Below are 20,299 nucleotides of genomic sequence, written 5' to 3'. Positions count from 1 at the left end.
AAAAGCCGGCGTCACAAAACCAAGCACTGAAAGGCCTCGCGCGAGGGGATGACCATTTGTGCTCGCCGTGATACGAGACCGCCGCAACAAATGAAAAGCGCCGGCATGCCGGCATTCCGTCCAGGGAAATTCCATGTCTCACGCCGCCGCTGCCAAGCCGGCCACCGCCCGCAAATCATCAGCCCTTTCCGGCGCGGCGCGCGTGCCCGGCGACAAGTCGATCTCGCACCGCTCCTTCATGTTCGGTGGTCTCGCCTCCGGCGAAACCCGCATCACCGGATTGCTGGAGGGCGAGGATGTGATGCGCACGGGTGCCGCCATGAAGGCAATGGGCGCCCATATCGAGAAGCTTGGCACTGAGTGGGTCATCCGCGGCACCGGCAATGGCGCGCTGTTACAGCCGGAAGGCCCGCTCGATTTCGGCAATGCCGGCACCGGCTCGCGTCTCACCATGGGCCTGGTCGGCACTTACGACATGGAAACCACCTTCATTGGCGACGCCTCTTTGTCCGGCCGTCCCATGGGCCGCGTGCTCGAACCCTTGCGTCAGATGGGTGTGCAGGTGCTGAAGGCGACGCCGGGCGACCGCATGCCGATTACGCTGCGCGGGCCCAAGCACGCCGCGCCGATCACCTACCGCGTGCCGATGGCCTCGGCGCAGGTGAAGTCGGCGGTGCTGCTGGCCGGGCTGAACACGCCAGGCATCACCACCGTCATCGAGCCGGTGATGACACGTGACCACACTGAAAAGATGCTGAAGGGGTTTGGTGCCAATCTGTCGGTCGAGACCGACGAGCGCGGCGTGCGCCACATCTTCATCGAAGGCCAGGGCAAGCTGACCGGACAGACCATCGCGGTGCCGGGCGATCCGTCTTCGGCCGGCTTCCCGCTGGTGGCGGCACTGATCGTGCCGGGCTCCGACATCACCATTGAAAACGTGCTGATGAACCCGACCCGCACCGGGCTTCTGCTGACCTTGCAGGAAATGGGCGGCAGGATCGACATTCTCGACCCGCGCAATGAAGGCGGCGAGGACGTCGCCGACCTGCGCGTGCGCTATTCCGAATTGAAGGGCGTCACGGTGCCGCCGGAGCGGGCGCCGACGATGATCGACGAATACCCCGTGCTTGCGGTCGCCGCCTGCTTCGCCGAGGGCGAGACGCTGATGCAGGGGCTGGAAGAGCTGCGGGTGAAGGAATCCGACCGTTTGTCGGCCGTCGCCAACGGATTGAAGCTCAACGGCGTCGACTGCACCGAGGGCGAGGCGACGCTTGCCGTGCGCGGCAAACCGGGCGGCAAGGGATTGGGCAGACACCCTAACGGGCCGGACACGACCGTCCAGACGCATCTCGACCATCGCATCGCCATGAGTTTTCTGGTGATGGGACTGGCGACGGAGAAGCCGGTGACCATCGACGATCAGGCGATGATTGCGACGAGCTTTCCGGAGTTCATGGGGCTTATGAAGGGTCTGGGCGCGGAGATTGAGTAACAGTTGATGGCAATCAATAGGGGCCAGACTGGAACGTCGGAGGGACAGCGCCCCCCTCTGTCCTGCCGGACATCTCCCCCACAAGGGGGGAGATTGGCAGCTTTGGCGCTCCGCGCAATCCTGCAACGTGGACAATTGGCGAAGGCTGCAATGACGGCCAATCTCCCCCCTCGTGGGGGAGATGTCCGGCAGGACAGAGGGGGGCGCGAAGGATCGCGGCGCCTGCACTTTTCATTGGTCCGCCAATGACTCGCGTCTTCACGATCGCCATCGACGGCCCTGCCGGCGCCGGCAAAGGCACGCTGGCCCGACGGCTCGCCGACCACTACCGGCTGAACCTGCTCGACACCGGCCTCACCTATCGCGCGGTGGCCTATGCGCTGCTCCAGCACGCCTTGCCTCTGGACAATGTCTCTGCCGCCGAAACCGCGGCGCGCCAGGTTGACCTGGCAAAGCTCGACCGGACCGTGCTGTCTGCGCATGCTGTTGGCGAGGCCGCCTCGAAAGTCGCGGTGTTTCCAACGGTGCGGCGCATCCTCGTCGAAAAGCAGCGCGACTTCGCCAAAACGCCGCCTGGAGCCGTACTCGACGGCCGTGACATCGGCACCGTCGTCTGCCCCGATGCCGACATCAAACTCTATGTGACGGCCAGCGCCGAGGTGCGGGCACAGCGCCGGCTGGCCGAGATCGAAAGCATCGGCGGCACCGCCAATTTCACCGAAATCCTCGCCGATATCGTGCGCCGCGACGAGCGCGACATGGGCCGCGCCGACTCGCCCTTGAAGCCCGCCGCCGACGCGCACTTGCTTGATACCAGCGAAATGGCTATAGAAGCCGCGTTTCTGGCGGCGAGAGCGATCATCGACGACGTTTTGGCCAAGAGAGACAAAGCCTGAGCCGGGTTTCCCTCGCGCTGCCGATTGCCGGTGGCGAAAAAGATACCCATATCGGGCACGAACCAGTCTGCCAGCATTCTTCATGCGCCGGAATTGCCGCTTAAAGAGCGGCCAAGGGCTTTTTGCCCGGAACGCCGGCAGGCTAACGCAACGCTAACCCACGGCGCCCGTCCCGCGACAGATGCGGGGCACTCCAGGAGAAACTATGTCAGCTGCAAATCCCACTCGCGATGATTTCGCGAGCCTGCTCGAAGAATCATTTACCGCCGGCCATTCCGGTGAAGGCCAGGTCGTCAAGGGCATCATCACCGCCATTGAAAAAGACATGGCGATCATCGATGTCGGCCTCAAGGTCGAAGGCCGCGTGCCGCTGAAGGAATTCGGCGTCAAGGGCAAGGACACCACCCTTAAGGTCGGTGACACCGTCGAAGTTTATGTCGAGCGCATCGAGAACGCGCTTGGCGAAGCGATGCTTTCGCGTGAGAAGGCCCGCCGCGAAGAGAGCTGGGTCCGTCTCGAAGAGAAGTTCACCAAGGGTGAACGCGTCGAAGGCGTCATCTTCAACCAGGTCAAGGGCGGCTTCACCGTCGACCTCGACGGTGCCGTGGCCTTCCTGCCGCGCAGCCAGGTCGATATCCGCCCGATCCGCGACGTCTCGCCGCTCATGCACAACCCGCAGCCCTTCGAGATCCTCAAGATGGATCGCCGCCGTGGCAACATCGTGGTGTCGCGCCGCACCGTGCTTGAGGAAAGCCGCGCCGAACAGCGTTCGGAAATCGTGCAGAACCTCGAAGAAGGCCAGGTTGTCGAAGGCGTCGTCAAGAACATCACCGATTACGGTGCGTTCGTCGACCTCGGCGGCATTGACGGCCTGCTGCATGTCACCGACATGGCATGGCGCCGCGTCAACCATCCGACCGAAATCCTCAACATCGGCCAGACGGTCAAGGTGCAGATCATCCGCATCAACCAGGAAACCCACCGTATCTCGCTCGGCATGAAGCAGCTCGAGAGCGATCCGTGGTCCGAGATCGGCACCAAGTTCCCGATCGGCAAGAAGATCAAGGGCACCGTCACCAACATCACCGACTACGGCGCGTTCGTCGAGCTGGAGCCGGGCATCGAAGGCCTCATCCACGTTTCGGAAATGTCGTGGACCAAGAAGAACGTGCACCCCGGCAAGATCCTGTCGACGACGCAGGAAGTCGACGTGGTGGTGCTCGAGGTCGATCCGGCCAAGCGCCGCATCTCGCTCGGCCTCAAGCAGACGCTGGAAAATCCGTGGCAGGCTTTCGCCTCGAGCCATCCGGTCGGCAGCCAGGTCGAGGGCGAGGTCAAGAACAAGACCGAGTTCGGCCTGTTCATCGGCCTCGAAGGCGACGTCGATGGCATGGTCCATCTCTCCGACCTCGACTGGACCCGTCCGGGCGAGCAGGTGATCGAAGAGTACAATCGCGGCGACATGGTCAAGGCGCAGGTGCTCGACGTCGACATCGACAAGGAGCGCATCTCGCTCGGCATCAAGCAGTTGGCCAAGGATACGGTCGGCGAAGCGGCGACTTCAGGCGAACTGCGCAAGAACGCGGTCGTCACCTGTGAAGTCACCGGCATTAAGGATGGCGGTCTGGAAGTGCGGCTGGTCGACAGCGGCATCGAGACCTTCATCAAGCGCAACGACCTCAGCCGTGACCGTGACGAGCAGCGCCCCGAGCGCTTCTCGGTCGGCCAGAAGCTGGACGCCCGCGTCATCGCCTTCGACAAGAAGACCCGCAAGCTGCAGGTCTCGATCAAGGCGCTGGAAATCGCCGAAGAGAAGGAAGCAGTCGCACAGTACGGCTCGACCGACTCCGGCGCTTCGCTGGGCGACATCCTAGGTGCCGCGCTGAAGAAGCAGGGTAGCTAAGAACAACGACGCCGCGCTCGTCGCGCGGCCGTCATTTGAAAATGAAAAACCCCGCCGGAGCGATCCGGCGGGGTTTTTCTTTGAACTATGTTTCTAAGTTCAGGCCCTGCCGTAAAGCGGCACCAGCGTGCCGCTCATCGCCAGATTGGCCGGCGAGGCGAGATAGGCGATGGCCTCGGCGGCCGCTTCAAGGCTGACCCATTTGGTGAAGTCGGCATCCGGCATGTCGGCGCGGTTGGCCGGCGTGTCGAGGGTGGATGGCGCAACTGCATTGACCAGGATGCCCTTGTGCTTCAGCTCCTCGGCCATCGCCACCGTCATCGCTGCCACCGCTGCCTTGCTGGCGGCGTAGGCCACCGAGCCAGCGCCCTTACGCGGTTCCAATGCCGCCCGCGCGGCGATGTTGACGATGCGGCCCGCCGTGCCTGACGCCAGCATCGAGCGCACCGCCGCGCGACAGCACAGGAAAGCGGTGCGGGCGTTGGTGTCCATCATCTCGGCAAAGGACGCCGACTCGATCTTCTCCACCGGTGCTGCGGTAAAGCCGCCGGCCAGATGGATGGATCCCCACAGACCCGGAACCTGGCTGTAAAACGCCTCAACCTTGGCGGGGTCCGAGAGATCGACATTGTGCACCAGCCGGACGCGATCATCGGCCGCGAAGGGGAAGTGCGAAGGTGCCGCGGCATGGGCATTGGGCACATGGCAGATGGCGCCCTCACCCAGCAGCTTGCCGACAACCGCGCCGCCGAGCGCCCCGGTGCCGCCGGTCACCACGATATGCTTGCCATCAAGTGTTTGCGTCATCTTCGACCGCTCCTGTCATTATTTTTTTATGCTCATGCCGCGCCGGCGGCAAACGTCGCGCCTTTAGCACGATTGCTCAACTGAAATATCGACATGGCAGGGTCGCGTCTTTGCATCGCTTCAGGTCGTCGGCCAGCCGTCGACGATCGCATCCCACAACAGATGTCCAGCGGTCGCCGGGCGCTTGGCTCTGTGGGTGAGCTTGTGCAGCCAGAAACGATCGAAAACGGTGCGGTGGGCGACGTCGTCGAAAGGCTCGAAGAGCAGCCATTGCAGCGCATGCGGTCGATCCGCGCCGACCTGGGGCATGCGCAGGAAATCATGCCGAAGCTGACGGTGCAGGAGCAGCGAAGCCTCGAAATGGTACGGGAACATGAAATAGTGGTGAAGCGCGTCGTACGTCTTCCAGTAATCCGTCAAAGCGTGCAGCACGGTCTCGACCAGCGGATGTCCCTTGCGGGCGTGAATGAACCAGGTTTCCACAAGCCGGGCATGGCGATTGGTCTCGCGCAGGATGTAGAAATCCTCGCGCTCGATTTCGGCGGGAATGGGCTGCCGCAACAGGATCGTGGCGTCGAGCCATGTCCCGCCATGCCGGTGAAGCAGGCTCAGGCGAATGAAGTTGGAAAAATGCTGGCTGTTCATCAGCTCTCGCCGGCGCTTGTCCCAGACATGTCCGGGCAGGTCGACATGGCTTTCAATGGTCCTGTCGTCGAGCACGACGAGTTCGCGGTCGCCCTTGTGACGCTCCACGGAGCGCATGCATGCCTTGACCACCGGTGACGCTGCGCCGACGCCTTGCGCCCAGTATTGCCAGATCGGACCCAGGCCGCCGGTCGGCTTGCTGGTGGAGCACCACCGCGAATGGTCGACGGCGATATGACGGGAACGCCAGTCCCGCTTTCGCGCGTAGCTCATGCAAAACTTTGCGGCACGCTTTCGCAACGGCCAGGGCAAGGCGCGTGAGGACGCCACCCAGCGCGGCGCGGCCAGATACGGAATTGTCAGCGGATCGCGGATCGGCCTCGGCTCGCTGAAGAACGAACGCGCCGGCAGGTCATCGCCCTCCCCTGTCACAGGGCTCAATCCACAGTGATTTCTATAACGTGCGGCTTTCCGGTTGCCCGCGCGCGCTTGAGGGCGACCGCCAGGCCATTGATGTCGGCAAGTCGCTCGGCAGCAATGCCGTAGGCTTCGGCCAGCTTGCAGAAATCCGGCGGCGCCGGCGACACGCCGACCGGCTCGACGCCGACATCGAGCATCGAAGTTTCGATCTCGCGATAGCCGCGATTGTTCCAGACGACGAAAATCACCGGCGCCGCCGAATCGAGTGCCACACCCAGTTCCGGCAAGGTGAACTGAAAACCACCGTCGCCGGTGAGACAGACGACGGGCACACCGGGCATGGCAAGGGCAGCCCCGATCGCCGCCGGCGGGCCATAGCCGAGCGCGCCAAAACCGGTGGCAGCGTTGAACCAGCCGCCCGGGCGATCATGGTCGTAGTAGAGGTTGGCGGCGTAGATGGGCTGTGTGGAATCGCCGACGATGATGGCGCCAGGCAGTGCATCGCGGATCGTCTCGACGGCATGCGTCTGCGCCTGCAGCGTCGGGCTGAGCTCGGCAAACGCCGCTTGCCGCGTGGCCGCGGCGCGGGCTGCGCCGTCGCCGGACCCTGCCGGGGCGGCGCCGATTTCGGCAAGCAGGGCTTCTAGAGCGGCGCTGCAATCGGCCTGGATCGACACCGTCGCCGGGCGGCGGGCAAGCTGGTCGGCGCCGATGTCGATGCGGATCAGATTGGCCGGCAGGACAAAGCCGCCGTCGCTGTATCCGTCATAGTCGGTCGGGCCGAACTCGGTGCCGGCGGCAATCACCAGATCGGCGTCTGCCATCAGCGCCCGCACCGCCTTCAGGCTGGGGCTGGCCGGCACGCACAATGGATGGCGATGCAACAGGCCGCGCGCATTGGCCGTCTGGACGACCGGCGCGCCGAGCAATTCGGCCAGGCGCTGCAGCGGCGCTTCGGCCCCTTTTGCGCCACCGCCGGCCAGGATCAGCGGGCGGCGCGCGGCGGCGACAAGTTTTGCCGCCTCGGCAATGGCAACGGCATCCGGCGTGGGTGGCGCGGCATTGCTCAGCAACGCGACGAGGCCGTCGGCGGGCTTGACCATGACATCGGTCGGGATCTCGATATGGACCGGGCCGGGGCGCGCCGACGAAAACAGCGCGAAGGCGCGGGCCAATGCACCGGGCAGTTCGCCGGCGTCGGTGACCCGCTGCGAAAACAGCGCCACCTTCTCCATCATGCCGCGCTGGTCGGGCAGTTCGTGCAGATGGCCGAGCCCCTTGCCCAGTGTCGGCGTCGCGTTGACGCCCGAGATCACCAGCATCGGCACCGAATCGGCGCGCGCCTGGCCCATGGCGGTGATGGTGTTGGTCAGCCCCGGTCCGGTGATGACGAAGGCAACGCCCGGCCTGCCGCTGGCCCGCGCATAGCCGTCGGCCATGAAGCCGGCGCCCTGCTCGTGGCGCGGGGTGACGTGGCGGATGTTCGACCGAGCCAGTCCGCGATAGAGCTCGACCGTGTGCACGCCGGGAATGCCGAAGACGGTGTCGACGCCATGGGCCTCGAGCAGGGAAATGAGCGCTTCGCCGACCGTCGTCATTGTCTGAGCACCGGGCGCGTGAGACAGGTTGGGCCGCCCTCGCAGGCGATGCACAGCGCATCCGCCTCGAAGGTCGTGACGGTGCAGCCGGCGGCCTGCATGGCTGCCGCGGTCTTGGGAAAACCGGCAACGGCGATCACCTGGCGCGGCGCGGTCGGCAACACATTGAGGCTGAGCCCGTTGGAGGCGTGGAACTCGCCGGCGTCGCCTTCGACCAGCTTGATGCCGCGCGCGTTCAGCATCTGGTAGAAGGCGGCCGGCAGAAGCGGCGCGTAGACCAGCGCCAGATCGTCGGCGAGCGGGCTGATCACCGACATCAGATGCAGGCACGCCTCCTCGCCGTGCCACAGCGGCAGGTCGAAGCCAAAAACCTGGATGCCCTTGGGCGAGAGCAGGTTCGAGAGCTGCTGGATGCCGTCCTGGTTGGTGCGCACGCCGCGGCCGACGGCCAGCGTGTTGGCATCCACCCAGACGCAATCGCCGCCTTCGACCTGGCCGGGAGGATCGATACGGCCGAGGACGGGCACGCCCATCCTGATGTAGGCGGCTTCGTGCAGGCCGGGTTCGGGCCGGCGCAAGGCCTTGCCCATGGCCAGAATGATGGCGCCGTGATCGGTCATCAATGACGGATCGTGGGTGAAGACGGAATCGGCAAGCCCGTCATCGGCATCGGTCAGCCATTCGATCTCGGCGCCCGATGCCGCGACCAGCCTCGTCAGCACCTCATGCTGGGCGGCAGCCTTGTGCGGATCGAAACCCGGACCATAGTGCCACTCCGACGCCTTGGCGTGGCGCATGGCACTGGCGGCGGAACGCATCAGCACGCGCTGCAGCGTCCCGGCCATGGACTGTGACCCGTAAGCTTTGCCCACTAAACTCTCCTGAAATTCCCCTTCCTGCCAATAGCCACTCAGCCAGCCGTGATCAATGGTCCAAAAACCATGGTTGACGGAGGCAAGCGGAACGGTCCATCTTGATATCGGGAACTCTGTCCAGTGACGGGTAATGGGTAAAAAAATCGAGCAGCGACGAATCCGGCCACTCCGCGGAGCGCCGGCAAGATGATGGCGCAGGGTGCTGCATCCGCACTGAAACACACCGCGCAGGACGGCGCCGCAGAAGCCATCCATGTCGAGAACCTGCACAAGAAATTCGGCCAACTGCATGTGCTGAAGGGCGTTTCGCTTTCGGCGCGCGACGGCGAGGTGATCGCCATCATCGGCGGCAGCGGCTCTGGCAAGTCGACGCTTTTGCGCTGCATCAACTGCCTGGAAAACCCGACCAGCGGCATCATCCGCGTCAATGGCGAGGAAATCCGGCTGAAGGCCGACAGCCACGGCCACACCATTCCGGCCGACCGCAGGCAGATCGAGCGCATCCGCTCCAAGCTCGGCATGGTGTTCCAGAATTTCAATCTGTGGAGCCATATGACGCTGATCGAGAACGTCATCGAGGTTCCGGTGCATGTGCTGGGCGTCAAGCGTGACATAGCGATCGCTGAAGCCGAAAAGCTGCTCGCGCGCGTCGGCCTGGCCGAAAAGCGCGACGTCTATCCGGCCTATCTCTCAGGCGGCCAGCAGCAGCGCGCGGCGATCGCCCGGGCGCTCGCCATCAACCCGCGCGTCATGCTGTTCGACGAGCCGACCTCGGCGCTCGACCCGGAACTGGTCGGCGAGGTGCTGAGGGTGATCGGCGATCTGGCGCGCGAAGGCCGCACCATGGTGCTGGTCACGCACGAAATGAAATTCGCCCGCGAGGTCGCGACGCATGTCGTCTATCTCTACAACGGGCTGGTCGAGGAAGAAGGGCCGCCGGAGCAAATCTTCGGCGCGCCCAGATCCGAAAGGCTCAAGCAATTCATCCGCAACATCGGCTAGGCCGAGGCGGACGAAAGACCGGGGAACCAACAACAAACTGGGAGTTTACCAAATGAAGACCGTTCTGAAGACATTTGCCGCAGCGCTTCTGCTCGGCGTCGCTGCGATGGGTGTGGCCAAGGCCGATCCGGTCAAGATCGGCGTCGCCGCCGAACCCTATCCGCCCTTCACCTCGCCGGACGCTTCCGGCAAATGGGTTGGCTGGGAAATCGAGTTCATCGACGCCGTCTGCGCCGAAGAGAAGCTCGACTGCGTCATCACCCCCGTGGCCTGGGACGGCATCATCCCGGCGCTGACGACCAAGAAGATCGACATCATCGCCAGCTCGATGTCGATCACCGCCGAGCGCGAGAAGACGATCAGCTTCTCCGACAAATATTACAACACGCCGACCGCCATCATCGGGCCGAAGGACCAGAAGTTCGGCGCCACGCCTGACGACCTCAAGGGCAAGGTCATCGGTGTGCAGGTGTCGACGGTGCATGCCGTCTACGCCAAGAAGCACTTCACCGGCGCCGCCGAAATCAAGGAATATCAGACGCAGGACGAGGCCAACCAGGATCTCGCCGCCGGCCGTCTCGACGCGGTGCAGGCAGACTCGATCGCGCTTGGCGAGTTCCTGAAATCCGACCAGGGCAAGGCGTGCTGCGATCTGAAAGGCATGGTCGAGCAGGATCTCGAGGTTCTCGGACCAGGCGTCGGCGCCGGCATCCGCAAGGAAGACACCGAGCTGAAGGACAAGATCAACGCCGGCATCAAGGCCATCCGGGCCAACGGCAAGTATGAAGAAATCTCGAAGAAATATTTCGATTTCGACATCTATGGCAGCGACGCGCAGTCGAACTGACCGCCCCTGCGCTTGAGCGAATGACCCTACGGCCCGCCGTAGGGTCATCCATGAAAGCTTTCCGCTGGCGGGTGTCGCCAGCGGCTAGCCAGCCATTCGGGGGCGACGCTGATCGACGCATTTCTTTCGGCCTCCGCGGCCGGCATCATCGAGCTTCTCTCGCCCACGCCGCCTGGCTGGGGCGGCAACCTGCTGCGCGGGCTGCTCCACACTGTCGAGATAGGGCTCGGCGCCACCTCGCTTGGCTTGCTGATCGGCACCGGCGGCGCCTATGGCAAGCTCTATGGCGGTCCGGTGGTGCGCGATCTGATGGCCGTCTATACGACCGTCGTTCGCGCCGTGCCGGAATTGGTGCTGATCCTGCTGCTCTACTATGCCGGTACCGACCTGATCAATCAGATGCTGACGGCGATGGGCTACCAGCGCATCGACATCAGCGGACTGGCCGCCGGCATCGCCGTGCTTGGCTTCGTGCAGGGCGCCTATTCGACCGAGGTCATACGCGGCGCGATCCTGGCCATTCCGCAGGGGCAAATTGAAGCTGCCCGCGCCTATGGCATGTCTCCCGGCCTGCTGCTGCGGCGCATCACGCTGCCGGCGATGCTGCCTTTTGCCATACCCGGCCTTGCCAATCTGTGGCTCATCTGCACCAAGGACACCGCGCTGTTGGCGGTCGTCGGCTTCAATGAGCTGGCGCTGGAAACGCGGCAGGCGGCGGGCGTCACCAAAGCCTATTTCATGTTTTACGTCGCCGCTGGCGCACTCTATCTGCTGTTGTCGCTCGTCTCCAACTTTTTCATCGGCCGGATGGAGACCTGGTCGCGGCGCGGCATGCCTTCGGTCAAGGAGGGGCGTTGATGGCCGGCGAAGCGACGATCATCAACGTGGCAGCACGGACTTCGCTGTGGCTGCAGCCGCATCGCATCGTGCTGATCCTGATCGCGCTGGCGCTGGTTTTAGGCTCCGCTTTTTTCATGCGCTGGGACTGGCTGCCGCAATATTACGAAATGGGTTTGCTCGGCATCTGGCGCGCGCTGTGGATCCTGGCTGTCACCTGCTTTCTAGGCTTCCTGCTCGCCGTGCCGCTCGGGCTGGCACAGGCCGCCGGCTCCTTCTGGTTCGCGGCACCCGCCAAGGCCTTCTGCACCGTCATCAGGGGCACGCCGCTGCTGATCCAGCTGTGGCTGCTCTACTACGGACTGGGTTCGCTGTTTCCGCAATATCCGTGGATCCGCGAGTCCTGGATGTGGCCGTATCTGCGACAAGCCTGGCCCTATGGCGTGCTGGCGCTGACCTTGTCCTTCGCCGGCTATGAAGGCGAAGTGATGCGCGGCGCCTTTGCCGGCGTGCCGAAAGGCCAGCTGGAAGCGGCCCGCGCCTTCGGCATGAGCCGCTGGAAGACTTTTCGGCGCATCTGGCTGCCGCAGGCCATCTACCGGGCGCTGCCGACGCTGACCGGCGAAACCGTGCTGCAATTGAAGTCGACGCCGCTGGTGGCGACAATCAGCGTCATCGACATCTTCGCCGTCTCGTCCAAGGTGCGGCAGGATACCTACCTCACCTATGAACCCTTGCTGCTGCTGGCGCTGATCTACATGACGATCACCGGCATTCTGGTCTTCGCCTTCAGCAGGATCGAGGCGCGGATTCCCAACAAAATTGGGTAGAAGCGAATAGCCAATAGCGAGTAGTAATCGGGGACGGGCGATCGCCGACAGCTTGCCATTTCCCTATTCGCCATTCCCTATTCGCTACTCACTTAGGAACTCATTGCGATGCAACTCAGTCTCGACCAGGCAAAAGGACTGTGCCGGATGGCGGCGCTTGGCGCCGGCGCCAATGAGGAAGCGGCGCAATCGCTGACTGCCTCGATCATATCAGCCGAAGCGGAAGGGCTGTCGACGGTCGGGCTGTCGCATTTCATCGACTATCTCGAGGCGCTAGAAGCCGGTCGCATCGACGGCAATGCCGACCCGGTGATCACCCGGCCGGCGCTGGCGGTCTATCTTTCCGATGCGCGCGGCGGCCTGGCGCATACCGGCTTCGACCGCACCATCGACGACCTCGCCAAAGCGGCAAAACTGTTCGGCGTCGCCATCTTTTCGCAGAAGAACGCCTATACGTGCGGCGCGCTCGGCTATTTCACCGGGCGGCTGGCGGCACTGGGGATGGTGTCCTTCGCCGCGACCAACGGGCCGGCCGTGCTTGCCGGCTCGGGTTCGATCAAGCCGGTCTACTGCACCAATCCGATGTCCTTTGCCGCTCCCTCCGCCGATGGGGCGCCGCTGGTCATCGACCAGTCGTCGAGCGCCACCGCCTTCGTCAACATCCGCAAGGCGGCCGAGGACGGCAAAAAAATTCCGGAGGGCTGGGCGCTGGACGTCAGCGGCAATCCGACCACCGACCCGGCGGCCGCCATGAAAGGTGCCATGCTTGCCTTCGGTGGCCAGCGCGGCGCCAACATCGCGCTGATGGTCGAGGTGCTGGCGGCCGGCCTGTCGGGCGCCAACTGGTCGCTCGATGCGCCGTGGTTCAGCGGTGGACCGGACAGCCCCGGAACCGGCTTGTTCGTGCTTGCCGTCGAGCCCAAGCTGCTCGATCCGGACTTCGAACAGCGCATGAAGGACCAGCTCGACCGACTGCGCCGGCGCTACGGCGTGCATGTGCCCGGACGCGCCCGCGCCGAAGCGGCGGAGAAGGCACAGGCGCGGGGCATCAATGCGCCCAAGGAGGTGATCCAGCGCATTTCCGAATTCGCCGAGCGCTATTCCGCCTGAATAAATTTCTTCGTCCAGTAATTGGCTGACGCCATCCGGCTGCGCCGAGCCTACTTGCCGCAGTGGTGATCGTTGATCTTGTTCAACGCATTCGCATCCGGTCCTACCCTCTCGTATGAGCACGCTCCTGCCGCTGTCGTGAGCAGCATCTGATCATAGTAGCGCGGGCCGCCGAACAGGATGTCGATGATGTTGCCATCGGCGGGAACGTAGCGTTCAGGTTGAGGTTTTGGGTGGTGATGCCGTTCGCCCGCGAATGCCGAGGCGCAAACGCTGCCGCCTATTGCGAAAGCGAGAGCGAAAGTCGCAACGCGTTTTGTCGTCATCGGCAATATCCTCCATTCGGAATCACATCATACATCCAAAATCGCCAACCGGACAAAAGTTCCGAGGGCACCGGCTTGGCCCGCTTCCATGGTCGACTGATTTCGATCGGCAGGGACCAGCCGAGCCCCGCGGCAAGGCTGTGTGGATTTTTGCGCATAGCGCTTGAACCTTTCCGCGGGTAGCGGCGACCCATCCTTGTCCAGGGCGAGGTGAGCTCGCCCGATAACCGAGGGGAACAACAACTCGTATCGAGATCCTGCTTCCTGTGAAGGATGCATCCCTTCGCGCCTCGGAAACGCACCCAATCAAAAGGAAATCACCGTGACCAACACCAAGACCACCGTTCTGACCGCTGTCCTTCTGCTCGGCTCCTTCATGGGCGCCACCCAGGCCGCAACGCTGAAGAGCGCACCGGTCAAGCCGTCCGCGCCAGGCGTCATCACCGCGCCAAGCGGCGGCGCCACCGAGGATCACTATTGCAAGAACGGCCACGCCAAATTCGCCAATTGCAGCGCCGACTTCATCGCGGCTTGCAAGCAGGTCGGTGGCACCATGTCGGATGTTCAGGGTTGGGGTGGGCGTACTTGCTTCACGCCCTCCTGATACCGTCTCAGGTCAGGCCCGTCGGCCCCTGACACCATATGGAGTCATCCGGAAAACCCCGCTTCGGCGGGGTTTTCTGCATCTGGCAGGTCCTCGGGAAGGCATGCTCCAAGCCAGATTGCCGGCGACCTCTGGTCGCTCTTTGCCTTTGGCACGAAACGGATTAAGAAACGGCTTCAGCCAAGCTTTCGAGCGCCGGAGCCAACCATGACCGAAATCCTGCAGACCCCCAAGCTCGTCGTCGTCTTCGGTGGCTCGGGCTTTGTCGGCCGCCACGTCGTGCGGGCGCTGGCCAAGCGCGGCTACCGCATCCGGGTCGCCTGCCGCCGGCCCGATCTCGCTGGACATCTGCAGCCGCTCGGCAATGTCGGCCAGATCCAGCCGGTGCAGGCCAATGTGCGCATGCGCTGGTCGGTCGACCGCGCCGTGCAAGGCGCCGACCATGTCGTCAACCTGGTCGCCATCCTGCATGAGGGCGGCCGGCAGAAATTCGGCGCCGTGCATGAGTTCGGCGCCCGCGCCATCGCCGAAGCCGCGCGCTCGGTCGGCGCAGGGCTCACACACATCTCGGCGCTGGGTGCGGATTTGCATTCGCAATCGCACTATGCACGCACCAAGGCGCTCGGCGAAAAGGCGGTTCTGGAGACGGTCGCGAATGCCGTCATCTTGCGGCCGTCGATCAATTTCGGACCGGAGGATGGCTTCTTCAACCGCTTCGCCAACATGGCGCGCTATTCGCCGGTGCTGCCGCTGATCGGCGGCGGTGGGACGAAGTTCCAGCCGGTCTATGTCGGTGATGTCGCCGAAGCGGTGGCACGCTCGGTCGAAGGCAAGGTCAAGGGTGGCCAGATCTACGAGCTCGGCGGACCGCAGGTGCTGACCTTCAAGCAGTGCATGGAAGAGCTGCTCACCGTGATCGAACGCAAGCGGCTGCTGGTGCCGGTGCCGTGGTGGGTGGCAAACCTCCAGGCATCGATCCTCGGCCTGTTGCCCAATCCGCTGCTGACCAAGGACCAGGTGATGCAGCTGCGCGAACACAACATCGTGTCGGATGCGGCCTCCAAGGACAACAGGACGCTGACCGGGCTCGGCATCCAGCCGCAGTCGATCGGAACGATCCTGCCGAGCTATCTCTGGCGTTTTCGTGCCGCCGGCCAGTTCCAGCGCCGGCCTGCCGCATAATTCAACGCGCCTGCCTGAAGGTGTGTCACGCCTGGCGGGGCGTGACCTGCATCGGCAAACCACCCTGCGGCTGCGTCGTCAGTTTCTGCACCGGCCACGGCTTGGTGTCGGCCGTGCTGTCGAAGCGGAAGCGCGACAGCATGATGGCCAGCGCGATGATCGCCTCCTGCATGGCAAAGCTGGCGCCGATGCAGACGCGAGGCCCGGCGCCGAACGGCAGATATTGGAAGCGGTCGATCTTTTCACGGTTTCCCGGGTGGAACCGCTCCGGCATGAAGGCGTCGGGCCGGTCCCAAAGCTTGCGATGGCGGTGGACGACCCAGGGCATCACCAGCACGGCAGCGTGCTTCGGGATGTAGAGCTCGTTCCATGTCTCCGGCTCGATCGGCTCGCGGTTGATCGACGGCGCCGGCGGATAGAGCCTGAGCGCCTCATCGAAGGCAGCGCGGGTGAAAGGCATGGCATCGAGCCATTTCGTCGGATCGGGCTCGCGTGCCAGCACCTGGTCGATCTCGCGCTCGACCCTGTCGCGCTCCCACGGTGACTCCGCGAGACAATAGAGCGTCCAGCCGAGTGCGCGGGCGGTGGTCTCGTGACCGGCGCCGATGAAGGTGATGATGTTGTCCTCGACCTCGGCCCGGGTCAGCCCGTCCGGCCCTTCGGCCTTGAGCAGAAGCGTCAGGAAATCCTGCGGCACCGCGTCGGGATCACGCTTGAACTTCGCTTCGCGCAGCTTGACAGTGTCGGTGACGATCTTGCGGAAATAGGCCATGGTCTTGCGGCCACGGATGCGGGTCAGGCGCGGCAGCCAGTCGGGCGCCCGCAACAGGTCGAGCGGATCGACGCGGCCCATGGTCTCGAACAGGCGGTCGATCTCGTTGGCGAAACTGCCCGGCTCGCCTGATATCTCGCCGGAAAACAGGGTCTCGGCCAGGATATCGTAGGTAAGTAGTGTCATGTCATGGGCAATGTCCGAGGTGGCACCGCCCTCGTAGCGGGTGACGAACTCCTGCGTTCGTTTCAGCATTGGCGCGGCGAAGCCAAAGATATGGCGCGGCGTGAACACCGGCGCCATCGCCTTGCGCGAGCGCTTCCACACCTCGCCCTCGGCGGTCAGCAGGCCATCGCGCAGGATCGGCCGCAGGATTTTCTGGCGCACCGTCGCCATCTTGTAGTTTTTCGCATTGTCGACCAGCACGTGGCGGATCAGGCCTGGATCGTTGGCGACGATCAGATGTCCGCCAACGCCATTGGCCGAAATCCAGGGCTCGTTGTAGGTATGCTCGCCCCACAGTTCGAGCGGGTTGCGATAGACGATGCGGATCATCTCCAGCGTCGAAGGCGGCGTCGTGCGCGGCTTCGGTGCGGGCGGGACGAAGGGGGCGGGCTGACTGTCCATGCTGTGCTCCGCTGATCACCTAATGTAGTGGGCCGCAAAGCAGGCGTCCATGTGACCGAACAGCAAGGCCTCTGCTCTCCTAGATGTGACCCGGTTACCGCGAGGTGCCTTCTTGTTGGCGCCAGCGGCATGGCTTAGGTGGCGGCCACCAACAGATGCCGCTACCGCAGGAGCTACCCATGAAGCACCGGTTGAACATCATCATCGGCAGCACGCGGCCAGGCCGCGCCGGGCCGGTTTTCGCGGAATGGCTGGAGGGTTTTGCGCGCCAACACGGAAAATTCGAGCCGGTCCTGACCGACATCGCCGCGTTCCACCTGCCTGTCCTCGACGAGCCGCATCATCCAAAACTCGGCAAGTACGAGAAGGACCATACGAAGGCTTGGTCGAAGGCAATCGACGCCGCCGACGCCTTTGTCTTCGTGGCGCCGGAATATAACTATTTCGTCGCTCCGGCGATCGTCAACGCGATCGATTATCTGCTCAGGGAATGGCGCTACAAGCCGGCCGCCATCTTCAGCTATGGCGGCGTTTCCGGCGGCCTGCGCGCGGCGCAGGCGTTAAAGCCGCTGCTGACCTCCGTCGGGGTGATGCCGATCCCCGAGGGCGTAACGCTGCCGATGTACCAAAAACTGCTCGACGAGAACGGTGTTTTCAACGCCAGCGAACAGGTGGTTGGCGGAGCCAAAGCCATGCTGGACGAGCTGTTGCGCTGGAGCGAGGCGCTGAAGCCGATGCGGGCTGCCTGAATGAGCCAATTTTCTGCCAAAGGCTTGGCTTGCTCACGCCATAAAGAGATGGAATGTTCGCGCAAATGAACGAGCCGGGGGCGGTTCGACTTGCGCTTGCTGTTTGCCTTGCTGCTGATCTTGTCGGCGACCGCCACTGCTGTGGCGGAGCGGCGCGTTGCGCTGGTCATCGCCGATGACGACTACCGGCTGATCCGGCCGCTCGCCAATCCCGTCCATGACGGCGAGACGATGGAAGCGGCGCTGAAGAAGCTTGGCTTCGAGGTCGTTCTCGAAACCAATCGCGACCTCAGGCGCATGCGCCGCGCGCTCGACGATTTCCGCGAGGACGGCAAAGGCGCCGACGTGGCGCTGGTGTATTTCTCCGGCCATGGCGTCGAAATCTCCGGCGACAACCGACTCTTGCCCATCGATGCGGACGCTTCCTCGCTGGACGCATTGGAAAAGACCAGCCTGCCACTGGAGGAGGTGCGCGACGCCGTGGCCGCCACGGCCAAGGTGGGGTTGATCGTGCTCGACGCCTGCCGCAGCGATCCGTTCGCAGGCGCCAGTGGCGAAGGCCGTGGCGCGACTTCGCTGGCCAAGGATGTCACTGAGAAGGTCAAGCCGGGGCTCGGCCGCATCGGCAAGGCGGAAAACATCCTGTTCGCCTTTTCGGCGGCGCCCGGCGAGACGGCCGCCGATGGCAGCGGCGCGAATTCGCCCTTCACGGCCGCGCTGACCAAGTATCTCGGCACTGACGGGCTCGAAATCCGCTCGGTGCTGACGCTGGTGCAGCAGGAGGTTTACGACCTGACGCGCGGCAAGCAATTGCCCTATGTCGAGAGCGGCCTGCCGCAGCTGTTCTTCGCTTCCAAAGCCAGAGAACAGCTGCCGGAACGCGAACGGCTGCTGCTGGCTATGGCCGATGTGACGCCGGAGATGCGTGGCCAGGTCGAGCAGATTGCCAGCGACGCCGACATGCCGCTGGCGCCGCTCTACGGTGCGCTGATCAGTTCCGACACCGGCCACCTCTCCGGCGAAAGCCTGGACGCCAAGCTGCGCGAGGCCGCTGACGCCTTCGTCAAGGTGCGCGCGGAGATGAAGACGCTCGCTGCCGATGACCCGAAGGTGACCGAACTGCGCCGGCAGGCGGAGGAGCAGTTGTCGCTTGGCGCCTTCGACGGCGCTCGCGTGATCCTTGCCAAGGCAGCCGATACCGACAATGAATCGCGCCAGGCATTGAAGGCCAATTTCGTCAACCGGACTCTTTCCGAGGCAGCCACGCGGTTTCTGTCCGGTGGCGCGGCCCGCGCCAATCTCGACTACGCCACCGCTATCAAGGACTACGAGTCCGTGCTGGCGCTGTATGGCGAGGCCGGGCAGACCTCTCTCAGCCTGGAACAGGCCGACCGCCAGAGCCGCACGCTGGAGGAACTCGGTATTCTCTATACGACGGTCGGCAATGTCGAGGCGGCCAGCCGCGCCTTTACGGTACTGTTGGCCAACCTCGAGCAGCGATCGCGTCAGGAAACCGATCCCAGCGTCAAGCGCGATCTCGCCATCAGCCATATCAAGCTCGCCAACATAAAGATGGCGCAAGGCGACCTGCCGACCTCCCTGGAACATTATGAGGCGGCCAGGGCCATGCTGCAGGACCTGACCGCAAGCGCGCCGGACAAGAAAGACTGGCTCGGCGATCTGGCCATGGCCAATGATCAGATCGGCAACGTGCTGGCGACGCAAGGCGATGTAGGCGCAGCCGGCCAGGCCTATCAACAAAGCCTGGCGATCAAGCAGCGATTGGCCGATGCAGAGCCGGGCCGCGCCTCACTGCTGCGCGACCTGACCATAACCTATGACGAAATCGGCGACCTTGCCCGCACCGCCGGCCAACTGGATGACGCTGAGACGGCCTTTGAAGAGAGCCTGAGAATTCGGCTGGCGCTGGCCGAGAACAAACCCGATGACCCTGAGCGTCAGCGCGCTGTCTCCGTCAGCCACGACAGGATCGGCGACGTGCTGCGCGTGCGCGGCGACGCCGCCGGTGCGCTCGCGGCCTTCAACAAGAGCCGGGCGATCGCCGAAGGGCTGGTGCGCCGCGACCCTAACGATACCGACTTGAAGCGCGACCTGTCGATCAGCTACGCCAAGATCGGCAATGCGTACAGCGATCAGAAGGATTGGCAGCCCGCACTGGAGTCCTACCAGCAGGCGCTGGCCATAGCGCGTGATCTTGCCGCCACCGATCCCGGCAACACCGACTGGCAGCGCGGGCTGTCGGTCTGTCTCGACCGGGTTGCGGGCGTGCTGGATGTCCGGGGTGACGTCACCGGCGCATTGCAGAACTATCAGGAAAGTCTTGCCATAGCAGACCGGCTGGCCAAGCTGGACCCGGCCAATTCCGACTGGCAACGCGACTTGGCGATCACCCTGCAGAAGATCGGTTACCTGGAGACCGACCGGCGTCACTTCGAGGGTTCCAAGACGGCCTTCGAAGCCAGCCTCGCCATCGCCAAGAAACTGGCCCAGTCCGATCCCAACAATGCGATCTGGCAAACTGATCTGGCACGCGCCTACATCGCTTATGCCTATGTGGCGAAGGATCCGAAGGCGGCGCTGACCAAGGCACTGAACCTGACGCTGGAGCTCGACCGGACGGGGCGGCTGGCGCCCAGAGACAAATTCATGATCAAATATCTGCGCAACCTTCTCGCCAAATCCGGAACCCCAAAAAAATAGCCGGCTGCCGGCCCGGGATTCAGTGCGGAAATGCCCGCAAACCTTGGAAAAACCGC

Annotated in this window: 19 protein-coding genes; 13 read left to right on the top strand and 6 right to left on the bottom strand. The window is 63.9% G+C overall.

The features are described from left to right. Window positions 1-133 precede the first annotated feature (133 nt). From aroA to rpsA, 3 genes are all read left to right on the top strand, one after another. The gene (aroA, locus tag AC1DXU_RS19135; RefSeq protein WP_477371479.1) at window positions 134-1,492 is read left to right on the top strand and encodes a 3-phosphoshikimate 1-carboxyvinyltransferase; all 1,359 of its coding nucleotides are present in this window, start codon (window positions 134-136) and stop codon (window positions 1,490-1,492) included. Window positions 1,493-1,737: 245 nt separating this feature from the next. After that, a complete protein-coding gene (cmk, locus tag AC1DXU_RS19130; protein WP_477371478.1) occupies window positions 1,738-2,388 on the top strand; it encodes a (d)CMP kinase in 651 nt (216 codons plus the stop codon). Between the two features lie 205 nt (window positions 2,389-2,593). After that, window positions 2,594-4,291 carry a 30S ribosomal protein S1 gene (rpsA, locus tag AC1DXU_RS19125; RefSeq protein ID WP_127259581.1) on the top strand — a complete coding sequence of 566 codons (1,698 nt, stop codon included), beginning with the start codon at window positions 2,594-2,596 and terminating at the stop codon, window positions 4,289-4,291. 99 nt (window positions 4,292-4,390) lie between these two features. Here rpsA and AC1DXU_RS19120 read toward each other — a convergent pair whose 3' ends face one another. Together AC1DXU_RS19120 and AC1DXU_RS19115 are read right to left on the bottom strand one after the other, a co-directional pair. Next, window positions 4,391-5,098 carry an SDR family NAD(P)-dependent oxidoreductase gene (locus AC1DXU_RS19120; protein ID WP_477311263.1) on the bottom strand — a complete coding sequence of 236 codons (708 nt, stop codon included), beginning with the start codon at window positions 5,096-5,098 and terminating at the stop codon, window positions 4,391-4,393. Window positions 5,099-5,218: 120 nt separating this feature from the next. Continuing rightward, a complete protein-coding gene (locus AC1DXU_RS19115; RefSeq protein WP_477371476.1) occupies window positions 5,219-6,016 on the bottom strand; it encodes a capsular polysaccharide synthesis protein in 798 nt (265 codons plus the stop codon). Between AC1DXU_RS19115 and AC1DXU_RS19110 the strand changes: the two genes are divergently transcribed. Next, the gene (locus AC1DXU_RS19110) at window positions 6,015-6,194 is read left to right on the top strand and encodes a hypothetical protein (RefSeq protein WP_477371474.1); all 180 of its coding nucleotides are present in this window, start codon (window positions 6,015-6,017) and stop codon (window positions 6,192-6,194) included. The genes AC1DXU_RS19115 and AC1DXU_RS19110 overlap by 2 nt on opposite strands. On the opposite strand, the gene AC1DXU_RS19105 is transcribed toward AC1DXU_RS19110, so the two are convergent. Further along, the gene (locus tag AC1DXU_RS19105) at window positions 6,181-7,761 is read right to left on the bottom strand and encodes a 5-guanidino-2-oxopentanoate decarboxylase (protein ID WP_477371473.1); all 1,581 of its coding nucleotides are present in this window, start codon (window positions 7,759-7,761) and stop codon (window positions 6,181-6,183) included. The genes AC1DXU_RS19110 and AC1DXU_RS19105 overlap by 14 nt on opposite strands. Then, a complete protein-coding gene (locus tag AC1DXU_RS19100; protein ID WP_477371614.1) occupies window positions 7,758-8,606 on the bottom strand; it encodes a dimethylarginine dimethylaminohydrolase family protein in 849 nt (282 codons plus the stop codon). Before AC1DXU_RS19100 ends, AC1DXU_RS19105 begins: the two co-directional genes overlap by 4 nt. A 219-nt stretch (window positions 8,607-8,825) precedes the next feature. Here AC1DXU_RS19100 and AC1DXU_RS19095 point away from each other — a divergent pair, with 219 nt between their 5' ends. The 5 genes from AC1DXU_RS19095 to AC1DXU_RS19075 all read left to right on the top strand — a co-directional run bounded on the left by AC1DXU_RS19095 (window position 8,826) and on the right by AC1DXU_RS19075 (window position 13,262). Further along, complete coding sequence (locus AC1DXU_RS19095; protein WP_477371612.1) at window positions 8,826-9,638, top strand: ABC transporter ATP-binding protein; 813 nt, start codon at window positions 8,826-8,828, stop codon at window positions 9,636-9,638. Window positions 9,639-9,690: 52 nt separating this feature from the next. Continuing rightward, window positions 9,691-10,485, top strand: a complete 795-nt coding sequence (locus AC1DXU_RS19090; protein ID WP_477371471.1) for a transporter substrate-binding domain-containing protein — start codon at window positions 9,691-9,693, stop codon at window positions 10,483-10,485. A 192-nt stretch (window positions 10,486-10,677) separates the two neighbouring features. Continuing rightward, window positions 10,678-11,343, top strand: coding sequence for an ABC transporter permease (locus tag AC1DXU_RS19085; RefSeq protein ID WP_477371610.1), 666 nt, complete (start codon window positions 10,678-10,680; stop codon window positions 11,341-11,343). Further along, complete coding sequence (locus AC1DXU_RS19080; RefSeq protein WP_477371469.1) at window positions 11,343-12,152, top strand: ABC transporter permease; 810 nt, start codon at window positions 11,343-11,345, stop codon at window positions 12,150-12,152. Before AC1DXU_RS19085 ends, AC1DXU_RS19080 begins: the two co-directional genes overlap by 1 nt. A gap of 108 nt (window positions 12,153-12,260) precedes the next feature. Beyond that, entirely contained in the window at window positions 12,261-13,262 is a 1,002-nt protein-coding gene (locus AC1DXU_RS19075; RefSeq protein ID WP_477371467.1) for an Ldh family oxidoreductase, read from the top strand. Between the two features lie 50 nt (window positions 13,263-13,312). Here the strand turns inward: AC1DXU_RS19075 and AC1DXU_RS19070 are convergent, their stop codons facing one another. Next, window positions 13,313-13,588: a hypothetical protein gene (locus tag AC1DXU_RS19070; RefSeq protein ID WP_477371465.1), complete on the bottom strand. Its 276-nt coding sequence runs from the start codon at window positions 13,586-13,588 to the stop codon at window positions 13,313-13,315. Window positions 13,589-13,910: 322 nt separating this feature from the next. Here AC1DXU_RS19070 and AC1DXU_RS19065 point away from each other — a divergent pair, with 322 nt between their 5' ends. Both AC1DXU_RS19065 and AC1DXU_RS19060 read left to right on the top strand, forming a co-directional pair. Continuing rightward, window positions 13,911-14,192: a hypothetical protein gene (locus AC1DXU_RS19065; RefSeq protein WP_477371464.1), complete on the top strand. Its 282-nt coding sequence runs from the start codon at window positions 13,911-13,913 to the stop codon at window positions 14,190-14,192. 207 nt (window positions 14,193-14,399) lie between these two features. After that, window positions 14,400-15,374, top strand: a complete 975-nt coding sequence (locus AC1DXU_RS19060; protein ID WP_477371462.1) for a complex I NDUFA9 subunit family protein — start codon at window positions 14,400-14,402, stop codon at window positions 15,372-15,374. Between the two features lie 25 nt (window positions 15,375-15,399). Here the strand turns inward: AC1DXU_RS19060 and AC1DXU_RS19055 are convergent, their stop codons facing one another. Continuing rightward, window positions 15,400-16,773, bottom strand: coding sequence for a cytochrome P450 (locus AC1DXU_RS19055; protein WP_477371460.1), 1,374 nt, complete (start codon window positions 16,771-16,773; stop codon window positions 15,400-15,402). 179 nt (window positions 16,774-16,952) lie between these two features. On the opposite strand from AC1DXU_RS19055, the gene AC1DXU_RS19050 reads away from it, so the two are divergent. Then, complete coding sequence (locus AC1DXU_RS19050) at window positions 16,953-17,522, top strand: NADPH-dependent FMN reductase (protein ID WP_477371458.1); 570 nt, start codon at window positions 16,953-16,955, stop codon at window positions 17,520-17,522. A gap of 90 nt (window positions 17,523-17,612) precedes the next feature. Beyond that, on the top strand, window positions 17,613-20,243 hold the full coding sequence (locus AC1DXU_RS19045; RefSeq protein ID WP_477371456.1) for a caspase family protein: 2,631 nt from the start codon (window positions 17,613-17,615) through the stop codon (window positions 20,241-20,243). The last annotated feature ends 56 nt before the right edge of the window (window positions 20,244-20,299 follow it).

The organism is Mesorhizobium sp. P3_A10 (assembly GCF_056403175.1).
This window is presented reverse-complemented; position numbering and strand designations above follow the sequence as displayed.